Genomic DNA, 14,309 nt, shown 5'->3' with positions numbered 1-14,309 from the left:
ATTAATGAACTTTTCAATATGGGATCTCCCCGGTCCAGAAAATTTTGTATCAGGTATTATAGATGATATCCGGCTGGGTAGAAACGTCTTCTTGCTCCTACCTGAGACAACACCGGGAGGGCTTTATGAAGCAATCAAACAGAAATTGAAGGAAACAATAACTTCTTTGGAAAGACTCTCCGCCGCTGAAATATCACAGAGCAGTCCTGCCTATGATCTACACCAGTTCTACAATACAAAAATAGAAAACGAAAATTTTGATATCGCGTCCTTATGCAGGAGTGAAAATTTCCAATCAAGAGTTATATGGCTTGAGAATATTGTTGGCCCAAAAGAGCAAGAATGGTATAACTTTTTAAAACAATATTCAGTGGCTTGTAGTAACCAAAGACTGATTGAACGATCATTGTTCGTAATCCCGATTTACGGACAACATACCCGGGATGATCTTCCAATCGAAAATCTGCTGACTCATCATTGGTTCTGGGGAAAAATCTCTTCTTTGGACCTGCAAATATTTGCTTCTATGATGCTGTCGCCTAGGCATGATTATACTCTTCAAAACAGGCTCTTTCTAAGTGTTATAGCATCCCTTTGCGGATATGATTTGTCAGCGGCTGAAAAGCTCACCCGTCGCTTAGAAATTGAGGAGAACGCCTTAATATCAGAACTGGAGAATTTGGCCACTGAAAGAAAATGGAATGACTCATTGGTTCAAAAAATATGGATAAATGACTTTCAACAAATGGAATGGGATTTTAAATCAACCAAGCCGAATTATACTGTAATCAAACAATGGGCTGCGGGAATGCTAGACAAAGTGGATGGTAGGATTATGATCAGCCCAGTTGCCGAAATCGTCCGTGGTAATCCCGGTGAAATACGCCAGCGTATCTGGAGGGGGCATGTTCAATGCTTATTGCCGATTATCGACGAATGCAGGCTGAAAGTTATCCAGTACTTGGAAACAAATTATAGACCTAGGTTATCGTTCTTGATAAATAACGATCAAGGACCCCTTGAAATCGGGTCCATAAAATATTATATCGACACCAATCCCCAGATACGAAAACGTATTGATAGAGACTTTCATAATTATATAAAATTGCTTACACGGATAAGAAACGATTTGGCCCATCTGAAACCGATTTCTCTAACACACATTAATCGCTTTGAATCCGGTCTTCAAGCCCTTTTTTGTAAAGGATAATAAATCATCAGTAGTGTCCGGTTAATTATCAAATAAATTTAACTGGATAGGGCTAGTAGTAATTGGTTTTTGGTATTCGGTCGTTGTGAACACCTGTTATTCTGTTTTTCCATGCCCCCACTCTACCTTTGCGTGCTCATAAGCAATTTCCATATTTATCGAGCCAATTCATCGCATCCTTGTAATAGGGATATAACGACTTCAGTAGCGTCCAGAATTTACCTGAATGGTTCATTATTTTAGTGTGAACAAGCTCATGAATAATAATATAGTCAGAAATCAGGGTTGGGGCCTTAATCAGCCGCCAATTCAGGGAAATGTTGCGATCATAGGAACAGTTTCCCAGCTTGGTTTTTTGATCCCTGATGTAAATTGCTTTGTATTTAAAGTGTAGCCTTTCTGCCAAGTCCTCAGTCCTGCTTACTAAGTACTTTCTGGCTTCGTGTTTGTACCACTTCTTTTGAATTGCAGGATCAAGAAGATCCTTTTTGGCCCGGATGGTTTTAAAGCTGTGATCAATCAAAATTTTTCGGCTATATGTATCATCGTAAAAATAAGAATATCGGTTACCGAACAAAAGCAATTGGTTCCGCGCCAGCTCAATGCGAGACTTCTTGTTGAAAAAGGCTCGTTGTTTGGCAATCCATTTAGATTTTTTAGTTAGGAGCGCCGAAATATCATCATCCGTAAAGGAATGGGGAACCAGCACCCTTACATGCCCGTCTTCAGCGACCTTTATCCGGGCATGCTTTATGTCCTTTTTTTGTAATGTATGATTTTCCGGCATCATCATCATTTCAACCCAAAGTTTTTCACAACACCCACCATAATGGCATCCATAAGCTGTGCATCATCATCAATGGCCAACTGCTGGTAGTTGTCTGCAGCCGCAAAGATTTCAATGTTTACGCGCAGTCTATTGACCTCATTCGCCACATCCTGCCAGCCGATATAAACCTTCTTGCGAATAACCGAATCGACAACATCTTTCGCGAACTCTCTGGTTAGTTCTTCATGAAAGTCAGTGGTTCGAGCATTTTTAATAAGGGTGAAGATTTCAAACGTCCCCTTATCTTCAAACCCCATTCTCTGCGGCAGCGTTGCGATATCATCCAGTTCTCTGTAGAGTTCACCCAACTCAAGCAAAAGCTGTTCAATCGTTTCACTCTTTTCCTGTTTCTTTTTAATAAGTTCTTCCAGTCGGTTCTGGAACTCAACATACGCAGCACTGTTCGCTTCATTTCTCCGAATCACGGTTTCAATATCGCGAATAAGCTTTTCCGCTTTATCAGACGGAGAGAGCTTTGTCTCTTTTAATTCGTTCAAATAGTTGGAATCAATTTTAACCTCAGGCAGGTGGCCTTTAAAGTTGATCAGTTTAGCACTTTCCTGGATCAATTTTCTGGTTTTGGCCGCATATATCTCCGAGTTAAAATCGAGGCGTTTGAACTCTTCAAGGTAAATCTCATAAATCTCGTTGAGCCACCGATATTTTTTTTGATGATCTCGAAGCTTCGGATGAGGTGAAATAGCTTCCCATAACTGAAGCACTTCCCTGTAATCCTGTTCAAACTTGCCCTGATCCAGCTCGGTGAGCTTGCGAACAATCTCCATTGAGCATTCATAGGTGTCTTTAAGCTTGATATCTTTAAATGGCTCAAAGGCGGCTTCCAGCACGTTTGGAAACTGATCGACAAGGCTTTCAACATCCTCAAATTCTCCGATATCCTCCGGATCATAATTCAGCGCTTCTTTGTAGTTCTCAAATACGCCAATATAGTCAACGATGCGTCCAAATTCCTTGGATAGCTTCGAAACCCTATCGTCATAGGGGCGGTTGGTTCGGGCGACGGCCTGTAACAGGTTATGGTCCCTGATTGGGCTATCCAGATACATGGTCTGTTCAATCGGTGCATCAAAGCCGGTTAAGAGCATGTTACAAACGATGATAATTTTAAGGTTATTTCCTTCACGCTGTTCATCAGGAGTGATGCGTTTTTTGAAGTTGGCGATTAATTGACGGCGCTCTTTGTCCTCTTTGTAATGGTCCTTGAATAGTTCATACCTTTCACCTTCTTCATAATTGCCGGTGGAAAAAATGATCGTCAGTTCGGATCGATCAAAGTATTTTAAAAGCTCATTATAGTAGAGCACACAGGCCTCCTTATCGCAGGCAACGACTTGTGCTTTGAAGCCTTGGGGCTCCACCACACTTTTGAAATCCTCCGCAATGTCCTTTGCCAGAACCTTTATCCGGTCTTCGTGCTTCAAAAAGACCTTCCATGCCTGGACCCGCTTTTCTACCAGCCTTTTTTCATCCTCCGTTAAATCTGCGGTGATTTCGTCATACCCCTGCTTGAGCTTCTCCTTATCAAGGAACCATTCCTGTGGGCCGAAGGTATATCGAATCGGAACCGTTGCACCATCCTCAATCGCATCCAGAATTCCGTACTTGTCGAGATAATACTCTTGTGTACCTTTATCTTTCTTTGCACCAAATTCCTGATATGTTTTTGGTATCGGAGTCCCCGTGAAAGCAAAACGCCGGGCATTGGGGAGCACATTCTGGAGTTCGATCTGAAAATCACCGTACTGCGTTCGATGCGCCTCATCAATCAGGATAATGATATTGTCCCGGGTATCCTGCCGGTTTCCCAACTCCTGGAATTTTTGTACCGTGGTTATAAAGACCCCGGCCGGAGCCTTATCAATGATGTGTTTCAAGTCACCAATGTTATAAACCGGTCGGGCATTGGGGAAAGCGCAGTCATCAAAGGTGCCACCGATCTGCTCACGAAGATCCTTGCGGTCAACAACGATATAGACCGTCGGATCATCAAGCCCCGGCGTGTTGCGGAGTTTATAGGCGGTATAAAGCATGGTCAGGCTTTTGCCTGATCCTTGGGTGTGCCAGATAACCCCCTGCTTCAAATCGGACTCTGCAACCCGGTGAACAATCTTGTTGGCAGCACGAAGCTGCTGATACCGTGCCACCTTCTTGATGATTTTGCCGTCCGTCCGCTCAAAGACCAGAAAATTTTTCACGATGTCCAACACACGGGCCGGTTGCAGCAGGCCGATAATCCCCAGCTTCATACGCTCCAGCACCTCACCATTGGGCAATCGTTCCACATCAAAATGATAAAACCCGTCTTCATCATTCAGATAGGTTCGGCAGAGGTCATTATCTTGATCTAAAATCGGATTGTTTTGACCCGTTTCCAACACCGTACTTTTCCACTCATTGAAATAGGATGAGGAGGCGCCGGGGATGCCGTATTTGGTGATGCGCCCATTGCAGGCCACGCTAAACCCATGACACATAAACAGCTTATCCGCCCGCTGGTCATAAGTGGAAAACTGCTTCACACCTTCCAGCCAGTTGGTTCCCTTACGTGCCCGCTGCTTGGCCTCAATAGGCACCAGTGGAATACCGTTCACCAAGAGAACAATATCCGTCTTCACCATCTTGAAACCCTGAACCCAATACTGATTGGTAACAATCAAACTGTTCTGCCAGATGTCCTCAAAGTCGATAAAATAAAAATCCCGATCTTCACCTTCCACCGACAGCGTGATGCCTTTCACCAGCTTTTCGAGAAAGTTTTCGTTACCGATAATCGGACTGGGGTTGTTCAGGTGCTGCAGTAACTGATCCACGGCGGTTTCCGCCACATCTGTAGAGGCACCGTTAATGGCGGCAACTTTTTCAACCAAAATCTGCGCAATGACCGGATTTGAAAAAGGACGGTTGTAAACCTTCAGGCCTTCATTACTCTGGAATGTCCAGCCCATTTTGCTGAGCCATTCCGTGACCGGTTTTTCAACGCCTTTGAGTTCTGAAAGCCTGCCCATGGTTTACATCTCCTCAAGTAGCTTATTGATTTTTGCCACATCCACCCGCACCTTGCCGGTCAATAAATTTTGCATCAGAGATTTCTTCAGGTTTTTTAGGGATTGGATTTTTGAATATTTGCAAACGTTTAACTTTTCAATTACCTTTAATCGCTTAGCAATATTCCTCTGTTCGTCCAAGTCAATCGGAATAGGAGCTAATATTCGGTTTTTAAATATCTTCCACGGGACCCTTTGCCTACCAGTAGTTCCTTCCATCAAAGAAACTGATAAATTATGAACCCTGTCACTTGAAAGCAGATAGAAATAAAACTGATTGTCTATGGTTTCTTTGGGTTGAAATATAATAAATTCAGTTGATGCAAAACCAACTGTCGTATTCATTTTTTCGATTAGGGCAACTTTGCCATTCTCTGTACAAGGCGTAATTTTTGCGAAAAGAATGTCACCTATACGAAAACGCGTATATCCACCACCATCCACCTTTTTGGTAACCAAATACCCAAGACCGCGAAAGTCATCATTAATAGCATCCATTGGGATGAAATCATATTGCTCACCTTTGGTAAAATTGTAGTTGGGATTGATATTACACAGACTTTTGCCCCCCACAGGTTTTACTTCCCATCCCTTAGGCACCTTGCCAAATTTCTCATCCATATAAAAATCATCCTCACTGCGCCACGTTCCATCGGGCTTCAGCTTTCCGGTGAGCAGGTTTTGCATCAGTGATTTTTTAAGACGCTCCGCAGCCTTGATACTGTTTTCCACCGCTTCAATGACTGCATCCACTTTGGAAAGAATCCCGGCAATGGCTTTTTGTTCGGATGTGTTTTTAGGATATTCAAAATCCATATTCCTTAGAAAACGAATATCGAGGTTACCCAAGCCGGTAGTACCTTCAGACACAGAGGTGATTCTTTCCTGTATTGGGTGTGATGAGAGCCAGTAGAAGAAATATTTTGGTAATACGGTGTCTGGGTCTTTGGGGATAAACCCTGTCAAAAAAGAGGCAAACAAGTAGTCAGTATCATCGTTAATAAAAACAGCATTACCAATTCTCTTTCTATTCCCATTGGAGCTGACAGCGATTGACCAACCTTTTGAAGCAGCTTTTCTTTCTCTATCATTTTTGGTCACTTGGGTTAGATAAAGCTCGCTTCCCAAGTCCAATTTTTCTTGAATGTTGGTCACTGTAAGAACACGAACTGAGCCATCTACAAATTTTGAGTTTTCTTGTTCTTTAGACCAAGTGTATCCAGACTTATACTCAATAAGATTTTTAAATTTATCCGAAATAAAGTTCATTCTACATCCCCAATGACTGTTTCATGCTTGAGATGAATGAGGTAATTTTCGCTTCATAATCCATGGCGCTTTCAAACCCTTCAATAGCCTCCTTGAGATCAATCTCTTCCTCCGGCTCGAAAGTATCCACATAGCGGGGAATATTGAGGTTGAACTCGTTTTCTTCCAGCTCTTCCATATCCACTACGGAGAAATAGCGTTTACGCAGCTCCGGATCGGCCAGCATGGTCAAAAGTTCGGTTTCCACCTCATCAATAGCGATGCGCTCTTTTTCAGCCTGTCCTTCGGCATCAGCAATGCGCTGCTCTTTCTGTTTAATCAGTTTTTCAAGAGTTTCTTTAGCCTTTTGTAGATTGTTGAGCTGAGCTTGGGTCGGTTTCTTGCCCTCCGCTTCCTTGGCTTTTACCAGCTCGCCGGCCTTCTGGTGCTTGTCTTTGGCCAGCTCTATATCTTCCTGGGTATCCAGATCAATTTCACCTTTTTTGAAATCAAGTTCTTCCTGGATCAGGTCTCTCAGTCTGGATTTTTGGGAAGTGATCCATGCTTTGGCTATCTCCATATCGCCCCAGCTTTCAAGAATAGTGGAGATACGCAAGATGTCCTGAGGCAGGAGCGTATTCATGTTGGATTCTTCTTTGTACCAGCCTTCTTTGGCGGCATAGACCATCAGCACCTTGTTTTTTCGCTCTTCCGGTTTGTTTTTATTAAACAGCAGGATGGAGCCAGGAATAGTAGTGCCATAAAAGAGGTTGCCAGGTAGCACGACTATGGCATCTATGATATTTATGGCATGAACAAATTCGCCATCCTTGTTGACCGGCCCCTGCAAAAAGCCGCGACGGATCAGGTATTCATCATCGGCCTTCCGATTTTGGCCATCTTCCTCTTCGGTTTTTTGTGGTTGACCACGAAACAGCACGCCTTGCGGGCAAACGACTCCGGCCTTGCCGCTTTCATTCATCGAAGCGACAATGTGCTGAAGAAAGGCAAAGTCTCCGTTTGAAAAAGGCGGAATTCCATAATCAAAACGTTCATATGGATCGTTAAAATCTTCTTTGCCCGGATAATTCAACTGAGGAGAACCGTCTTTATTGGTAATGGGCTTACCTTTTTTATCTCTCTTGGGCTCCCCGTTTTTCCACCAGTTTTCCTGCGAGAACGGAAAATTAGCCATCACCAGATCAAAGGTTTTAATGGTAAGGTCGTTGTCCTCTTCCGTGAATTTGGGATCTTTCAGGGTGTCGCCTTTTTTTATGGCGGCATCAAGCCCATGGAGAATCATGTTGATATTGGCAATCGCCCAGGTATTCCAGACATCTTCCTGCCCAAAAAGGCGGATGTTTTTCTGGGTTCCGGTCGTTTTTTTGATGTACTTGGCCGCATTGATCAAGAAGCCGCCGGAGCCGCAGGTGGGGTCGTAAAGAGTGCTTCCCTTTTGAGGCTTGAGGTAACGAACAATGATATCGACAACCTCTTGCGGGGTATAAAATTGTCCGGCAGTGGTACCGTTCCTGTTTTCGTCCGCAAACCGTTTGATCAAATATTCGTAGGCATCGCCCAGAATATCCACAGAGGCGTTGCGGTTGCTCAAATCAACCGCATCCAGATAGTTGATCAGCGGACTCAGTACTTCAGGGTGCAGCTTCTTTCCGCCAGAACCATCCGGTGAGGGCTCATTCCAACGTACAGTATTGATGACACCCTTAAGAGAGGTGTTGGAATCGGCAATGGCATTCACCGCCTTGTTTAAGGCATCGTTCTTTTTATCAAGCGGCGCATTACGAACATCCCCCCAGAAACACCCATCAGGAATGGTAAAGTCATGCTTCCTTCTGAGAATTATTTCTTTTTCTCTATCATTTGGCTCACGTTTATTGTCTTTTACAAACTCTTTGATTCCATTTTCGCTTTCCCACGTATAGTTATCGGAAAGTCGCTTGAAAAAGAGGAGTGAAAGGATGTAAGACTTGTAGTCCTCAACCTTGTCTCTGAGAATATCAGCCATTCCGAAAAGGGTGCTGCCTAATGCTTGTTTGGTGATCATTTAAACATCCTTCTTTTGTTGATAATCTGTGTTTGATGCTTTCACAGGGTCTCCCCTCCTTGTGATACTGGTTGACCATGTAAAAACAGGCGGCCCGGTCAAAGGCATTGTTTGTGGTGTGCCCGGTGCCGTCCCTTTTACAAAGATACTCGTTTTCACAAAAACGCCCTGGTTTTCTCTTCCAGATCCGTTGCAATCTCCTTACAGGCTGACTTGAGCTGATCTTCCAACTGGGCTGGGTCATCCCCGTAGGCTTCCTTAAGCCCTGAAGCGAGCATACTGGCAATAAAGACCGTGATGGCGTTATAAACCTGCTGATCATCATTTGCATCAAGCCCTATCTCATGGATCATCCGGCCAAAAGCATCTACCAGCTTATCAAGATCAAATTCAAAGTCGTTCATGTTCACAAGCATGAGTGTCTCCCCAGGATTTTTGCGCTGTAACGCGTGATTTTCACATAAAAAACCACCTTTTTATCAAGATTTCAATGAGAAACTGTAAAACCGGGTATGTTCTGGGCCTATTTATTGTTTCTGCCACTGGTTTTCTTCCCCAAAATCAGGGATAGCCCCGCCTCTTTATATATATGAATAAACAGAGAGCCTTTCTTAATGTTTTTTCAACAACTTATTTTGGAGGTGGACCATGTTAAACGTAGTGACACTTGCAGGAAACATCGGCAGCGACATTGAAAACTTTTTCACACCCGACGGCGGCACCCACATTGCCTCTTTTTCCCTGGCCTTTGCTTCCGGGTTCAAGGACGGACAGGAGCAGACCGGCTGGATAAAGGTAAAGTGCTTTTCAAAACTGGCCGACACCGCGGAAAACTACCTGCACAAAGGCGCAAGAATCGCGGTCTCAGGCTATCTGCAGCAGCAGCGGTGGGAGACGGAGAACAATGAAAAACGCAGTTCCTACCAGCTGAATGCAAACAGCATCGAGTTTATCCGGATCAATGACAAAGAGGAGGAGCCGGCCGCCGGGACAGATCAGCCACCATTTTAAAAGGGGAGACGTATGATCCGACCGGGAAAAGATTACATCTGGTATGCGGTCTTTGAGATCGCAAAAGGCGTAATAGAAATTCTAAGAGAAGTGGTCAACAGGAGGCAGAACAATGACAGCAAAAGAGATTCAGAAGAGAAATGAAAAGGCTCAGCAGCTTCGGGTGCTTCAGACCGACGACGGCAGTTTTTATGTAGAAAGCGCGGAGCAGAAAATCATGTACAGGGTGATATTTACCGACACGGACCAGTCCTGTGTATGCGGGGACTTTACCCGTAACAGCAAAAACGATCCGGGGTTCAAGTGCAAACACCTTTTGGCCGTGATCTCCGCCGTGCAGTCCGGATCGGTTGAGAACGCCGCGTTTATTGAAAAACAGAAACCCAGGCTGGACGAGCGGTTTATCACCACCATTCAGGGCCGGGAGTTTGTGCTCTACGCCGGCCTGCTGGACATGGCCCACATGAAGGGGATTCGCAGGATTTCTGTGGAGGCCATGCAGTATCCGACCAAAGAAAACGGCATGGAGGCCATCTGCAAGGCTTCGGTGGAGTCCAAGCTTGGAGAGGAGTTTGTAGAGTGGGGAGACGCCAGTCCCGGTAATGTCAACAAGATGATCGCCTCCCATATTCTGCGTATGGCCGCAACCAGGGCCAAGGCCAGAGCGTTACGGGATTATGTGAACATCGGCATTACCTGTATTGAAGAAATCGGCAATCTCGATGATGTCCTTCCCAAAACCGGTTTCCAGAAACCCTCCCGGAAAAAAGCCCCGGTAAAGGCCCAGCCCGCTAAAAAAGAGGCCCCGGCCGCACAGAACAATAACCCCCCGGTATCGGTCAAATCTGACGATCAAAAAACACAAAAGGCTGCCCCCGAGGAAGCGACAACACCCCAGGATGCGCCTGTGTTGATGAGCGATGCCCAGAAACGGGCCATTCTTAACCTGAGCCGCCGTCGGGGAATCTCTGTAGAATCCCTGGAACAGATGGTACAGGACACCTATCATGTGAACCTGGACAATCTGACCACCGCGGATGCATCGGCATTTATTCGCCAGTTGCAGCAGGCCGCATAGGCTCAGTCGGCAAAAAGATCATTTAACCCAAAAAGGGACAGGAAGGCTCAGAACATGGGCTTTTCTGTCCCTTTCTTATTTTATGGAGACAGAACAATGGACTTACAGGAACTAAGACAGCAGCCCCATCTTTCGGCGTCAGCCATATCCGGCTATATGGACTGCGGACTGAGCTATTACCTTGGCAGAATTATCGGGGTGAGTCCTGATTTTACACCCGCGCCACTTGTCTTTGGCAGTGCCGTCCATGCCGTGCTGGCAGAATTCTATCAGGCCCTGGCAAACGGAAAGCGACTCTCGGCAAGAACACTGGGTGCCCTGTTTGAGCATTACTGGCAACAGATGGCCGAGGATAGAAATGACATCCAGTATAAGCCCGGTCAGGACTATGCCTCTCTGCTGCTGGAGGGAAAGGAGCTTGTTGTCACCTTTTGTCATCAGCTGCCGGAAGACACGGGAACCATCATCGGAATTGAAGAACCCTTTGCCTTTGAGCTTGAAGGCCTGCCCATGCCGATCATAGGCGCCTATGACCTGGTTTTGGAAGACGCGGCAGGGACCATCACCATTGTTGATCACAAAACCAGTTCCAGGGCCTTTTCAAACGCGGACATGGACAAGAATCTTCAGCTGACAATTTACCAGATGGCGGCCAGGGCCAATGGTTTTGCCGGACGGGAGATCCTTTTGCGGTTTGACGCTTTGATCAAGACAAAGATCCCGAAGTTTGAGCAGTACTACACCATCCGGTCAGAATGGGATGAATTAAAAGCCAGACGAAAAATCCTTTCTGTTTATGAAGGGATCTCCAAAGGCGTGTTTATGCCCAACGAAGAGTCCTGGAAATGTGCCGGCTGCCAGTACAAGACCGCCTGCAAGGCCTGGTTTGAGGGAGGTGCCTATGCCCAGAAAAGTAATTAACAAGGCCCAGAGTTTTCTTACGGTCATTTATCCGGAAGAAGACCGGTCCCATCAGATTGTCAACATTGAACTGCTCCTGCTGCGTCATCCCCCGGAGAAAGTGATCTCTTTTCTCTGTGACCTTCGAAAAGAATACATCAAAAAGCTGCGTCGGCAGATCCATTCCGATGTAACGGACGCCGCAATGGACCCCATTATTGCGAAAAACTTCCGGCTGAAGATGGCGATCAACACCATCAGAAACTACATAAAACAGGAGGAACGGGCCGCATGAGCGATTTAAATCCGGAACAGCAAAAGGCGTCTGAGTTTACCGACGGGGTCTGCGTGGTCATAGCAGTGCCCGGCAGTGGTAAAACCCGGACCATGATGGAAAGAATCGGCATCCTGGTCAATAAGCATGGCATCCCCCCGGAAAACATCCTGGGCCTCACCTTTACCCGGAACGCGGCGGATGAGATGAGACACAGACTGGTCCCGGTGTTAGGAGAGATGTCATCCAGGGTCTTTTTAACCACCATACATTCGTTCTGTTACACGTTATTGCGGTCGGAAGGGATTGTCTTTGAGATTCTTTCCGGCAGGGAACAGATGATTTTCATAAAGGAGGTCATAAAAAAGCTCAAAATCAGAGAGGTGTCCGCCGGCATGGTGCTTGGAGAAATCTCCCTGGCGAAAAACAACCTGATCGGTTGCGAGGAGTTCCGGGTCATGCATGCGGGTGACCGGACCATGGTCAGGATCGCTGATATCTACGAAGCCTATGACCGTGAAAAATCGGCACGTATGCTCATGGACTTTGATGATCTGCTGGTGAGAACCCATGACATGCTCAATAACCGTATCGACATACGAGAAAAATATCAGGAGGTGTTTTGTCATCTGCTGGTGGATGAGTTCCAGGACACCAATCCCGCCCAGATGGAAATCTTAAAACTGTTGATACCGGAAAACCGGCAGGGCTCTTTCTGGTGCACGGGAGACGACCATCAGGCGATATTTTCCTTTACCGGGGCTTCGGTGGGTAACATCATTCATTTCAAATCCATCTTTCCGGATTCACAGCAGATGATACTGCATGTCAACTACCGGTCAACTCCCCAGATCCTTGCAGCCTGCCAGAACCTGATCCGGCATAACGAAAAACAGATCCATAAAACCTTAAAAACGGACAATCCGGACGGTGAGGAGGTCATCGTTCTTGAGTCCTCTTCTGAAGAGACCGAAGCCATCAACCTGGTCCATGAGATACAGACCTTAAAAGAATCTACGGATTATGATTACCAGGATATGGCCGTGCTCTACCGGTGCAATTTTCAAAGCCGGATCATCGAAGAGGTGTTCTCTCAGCACAAAATCCCTTATCACATTGAAAACGGCCTCTGCTTTTATGACCGGCGGGAGGTAAAGATTCTGCTGGACTATCTGCGGGTTATATCCTCCCCTGAGACAGACGAAGGAGATGAGGCCCTTGCCGGGATTTTAAATGTCCCCAACCGGTATATCGGCAGAAAGTTCATCGGCGAGCTCAGGTCCTTTGCCGCAGAAAAACAGTTTCATCTCTACCGGGCCTTAAAAGAACTGCCTGTCACCCTTCCTTATATCCGGAAAAACATTCAGGCGTTAACCGGATTTTTAGATCCGCTGATCAGTGAGGCCGGCCATATCAGGCCTGCTGAGGCAATAAGCCTGGTCAGGACCTCTCTGGATATTGACCGATATGTCAGTGAAGAGGACATGCCCAGCCCGGATGACGTGAAGATTCAGAATATGGACCAGCTGCTGCTGTCCGCGGCCCGGTATGATGATATCAGGGCCTTTCTGGACTATGCGGCGGGCTTTCAGAACGAATCGGTCAGTGACAACAGGGAGGGGGTCAGCCTGATGACCATTCATAAGGCAAAGGGGCTGGAGTTTCCCGTGGTGTTCCTGGTCGGTATGGTGGAGGGGATTCTGCCCACCCGGCGCAATGAAAACATCGAGGAGGAACGGCGTATCTGCTTTGTCGCCATTTCCCGTGCCATGCATCTTTTGTATTTGAGCCATTACATGACCTGCCTGGGTCAGGCGGCCCGCACATCCCGATTCCTTTGCGAGATACTGGGCCAGGAGACCGACAAAAAGGTTTCTGCCTGACCTCGCCGGATGCCCTCCTGAGCACCCGATCCCCTTTAACCCAACCCATATATACCAACGGCCGAAAGGACCCTCAGGGGCGCTGTCAGGCCCATTAACGACGATGTTTAACCGACACAAATACAAGGAGGAAAACCATGCCCGTAGAAATGCTGCACTTTAGAGGTTCGGACGCCATTTTAAAAGAAAAGCGACTGATCAGTGACATCCATCTCACCATGGATTACCTGTCCGATGTTTTAGACGGGTCATCATACCGGCGGGAGCTGACACATCAGGCTTTAGCCGAGATGGGCTGGAGAGAAAACGGCACATTGGCCATTCTTGAGGGCCGGCGGTACCAGCACAAGGGATTTAAAAAACGTATCGCCCTGGAGGGTAATTTCGCGACCTACGAATACATCCTGGAAGGGCTTTTACGTCTTCAGGTCTCTTTTGACAAGGGCCGGATCGATGCCGGCGTTCTGATGCTCACCGCCCAGAGAAGTGAAAAATCATCCTACGGCTCCAGCTATGACCTGGTCAAAACCGAGGTGGAGATGCTTACCCCGACGATCTCCCTTCCGGTTTCTGTGGCCCTGTTTGATATCGGGCGACCTGTGGCAACAGAATACATTCATCAGGGAGGAAACCATGGCATATCCGTTCCAGCCGGTCACACTCCGGCAGCTGAAAATGATGCGCAAGTCACACCCCCATGACCCCACAAGCGCAGGAAACATCGAATCGACAATAGACTTGCGCCC

The 14,309-nt window shown here is 46.5% G+C and carries 13 protein-coding genes; 8 read left to right on the top strand and 5 right to left on the bottom strand.

Annotated elements, in window-relative coordinates; translation table 11 throughout:
* Positions 1-4 precede the first annotated feature (4 nt).
* Complete coding sequence (locus DOLE_RS15070) at positions 5-1,210, top strand: hypothetical protein (RefSeq protein WP_012176343.1); 1,206 nt, start codon at positions 5-7, stop codon at positions 1,208-1,210.
* Between the two features lie 136 nt (positions 1,211-1,346).
* On the opposite strand, the gene DOLE_RS15065 is transcribed toward DOLE_RS15070, so the two are convergent.
* The 5 genes from DOLE_RS15065 to DOLE_RS15045 form a co-directional block, all read right to left on the bottom strand.
* On the bottom strand, positions 1,347-2,003 hold the full coding sequence (locus tag DOLE_RS15065) for a M48 family metallopeptidase (RefSeq protein WP_153304453.1): 657 nt from the start codon (positions 2,001-2,003) through the stop codon (positions 1,347-1,349).
* Positions 2,003-5,065, bottom strand: a complete 3,063-nt coding sequence (locus DOLE_RS15060; RefSeq protein ID WP_012176341.1) for a type I restriction endonuclease subunit R — start codon at positions 5,063-5,065, stop codon at positions 2,003-2,005. Before DOLE_RS15060 ends, DOLE_RS15065 begins: the two co-directional genes overlap by 1 nt.
* Before the next feature lie 3 nt (positions 5,066-5,068).
* Positions 5,069-6,373, bottom strand: a complete 1,305-nt coding sequence (locus DOLE_RS15055; RefSeq protein WP_012176340.1) for a restriction endonuclease subunit S — start codon at positions 6,371-6,373, stop codon at positions 5,069-5,071.
* Between the two features lies 1 nt (position 6,374).
* A complete protein-coding gene (locus tag DOLE_RS15050; protein WP_012176339.1) occupies positions 6,375-8,417 on the bottom strand; it encodes an HsdM family class I SAM-dependent methyltransferase in 2,043 nt (680 codons plus the stop codon).
* Between the two features lie 155 nt (positions 8,418-8,572).
* Positions 8,573-8,833, bottom strand: coding sequence for a hypothetical protein (locus DOLE_RS15045; RefSeq protein ID WP_012176338.1), 261 nt, complete (start codon positions 8,831-8,833; stop codon positions 8,573-8,575).
* A gap of 232 nt (positions 8,834-9,065) precedes the next feature.
* Between DOLE_RS15045 and DOLE_RS15040 the strand changes: the two genes are divergently transcribed.
* The 7 genes from DOLE_RS15040 (at position 9,066) to DOLE_RS15015 (ending at position 14,264) form a co-directional block, all read left to right on the top strand.
* Complete coding sequence (locus tag DOLE_RS15040) at positions 9,066-9,428, top strand: single-stranded DNA-binding protein (protein ID WP_012176337.1); 363 nt, start codon at positions 9,066-9,068, stop codon at positions 9,426-9,428.
* 12 nt (positions 9,429-9,440) lie between these two features.
* Positions 9,441-9,572, top strand: a complete 132-nt coding sequence (locus DOLE_RS18695) for a hypothetical protein (RefSeq protein ID WP_269719149.1) — start codon at positions 9,441-9,443, stop codon at positions 9,570-9,572.
* Complete coding sequence (locus DOLE_RS17620) at positions 9,541-10,506, top strand: SWIM zinc finger family protein (RefSeq protein ID WP_012176336.1); 966 nt, start codon at positions 9,541-9,543, stop codon at positions 10,504-10,506. Before DOLE_RS18695 ends, DOLE_RS17620 begins: the two co-directional genes overlap by 32 nt.
* 96 nt (positions 10,507-10,602) lie before the next feature.
* A complete protein-coding gene (locus DOLE_RS15030) occupies positions 10,603-11,427 on the top strand; it encodes a PD-(D/E)XK nuclease family protein (RefSeq protein WP_012176335.1) in 825 nt (274 codons plus the stop codon).
* Positions 11,408-11,701 (top strand): hypothetical protein, encoded by a 294-nt coding sequence (locus tag DOLE_RS15025; RefSeq protein ID WP_012176334.1) that lies wholly within the window; start codon positions 11,408-11,410, stop codon positions 11,699-11,701. Before DOLE_RS15030 ends, DOLE_RS15025 begins: the two co-directional genes overlap by 20 nt.
* On the top strand, positions 11,698-13,563 hold the full coding sequence (locus tag DOLE_RS15020; protein WP_012176333.1) for an ATP-dependent helicase: 1,866 nt from the start codon (positions 11,698-11,700) through the stop codon (positions 13,561-13,563). The genes DOLE_RS15025 and DOLE_RS15020 overlap by 4 nt, the downstream gene beginning before the upstream one ends.
* Before the next feature lie 137 nt (positions 13,564-13,700).
* Positions 13,701-14,264, top strand: a complete 564-nt coding sequence (locus DOLE_RS15015) for a hypothetical protein (RefSeq protein WP_012176332.1) — start codon at positions 13,701-13,703, stop codon at positions 14,262-14,264.
* Positions 14,265-14,309 lie beyond the last annotated feature (45 nt).

The sequence above is a fragment of the Desulfosudis oleivorans Hxd3 genome (genome assembly GCF_000018405.1).
GTDB lineage: Bacteria > Desulfobacterota > Desulfobacteria > Desulfobacterales > Desulfosudaceae > Desulfosudis > Desulfosudis oleivorans.
Note: the sequence above shows the minus strand (reverse complement) of the source record. Positions and strands in the feature narration are given on the sequence as shown.